This is a genomic window from Frankia sp. AgPm24, assembly GCF_023243055.1.
GTDB lineage: Bacteria > Actinomycetota > Actinomycetes > Frankiales > Frankiaceae > Frankia > Frankia umida.
Map to the genome: position 1 here is coordinate 1 of NZ_JALKFW010000116.1, position 295 is coordinate 295.

A 295-nucleotide genomic window follows, 5' to 3' on the forward strand; every position below is an offset into this window, starting at 1 on the left:
TGGTCGACGTCGACCAGGACCCGGTTGGCGATCTCCCCGCGTTTCAGCAGCGACCAGACGCCTTCCACCGGGTTCAGGTCCGGACTGTACGACGGCAGTCGGATCACGGTCAGCCACAGCGCGTTCGCCGCGATGAACGCGAGCATCTGCGCACATCGGTGGATGTTCAGGTTGTCCCAGACCAGGACGATCGGCCGGCCCAGCCGGCGGTGCGCCGCGCCCTGTTCGGTCAGGGTGTGCCGCCAGGGGCGTGGCTGGCATGGTTCCAGGCCCTGCTCGCGCATGAGGGCGCGGA

1 protein-coding gene is annotated in these 295 nt (G+C 68.8%); it reads right to left on the reverse strand.

Features of this window, described 5'->3' with window-relative positions:
- The coding region (locus MXD61_RS05905; protein ID WP_374628489.1) for a transposase at nt 1-284 on the reverse strand (284 nt) is incomplete at its 3' end.
- Nucleotides 285-295: the final 11 nt, after the last annotated feature.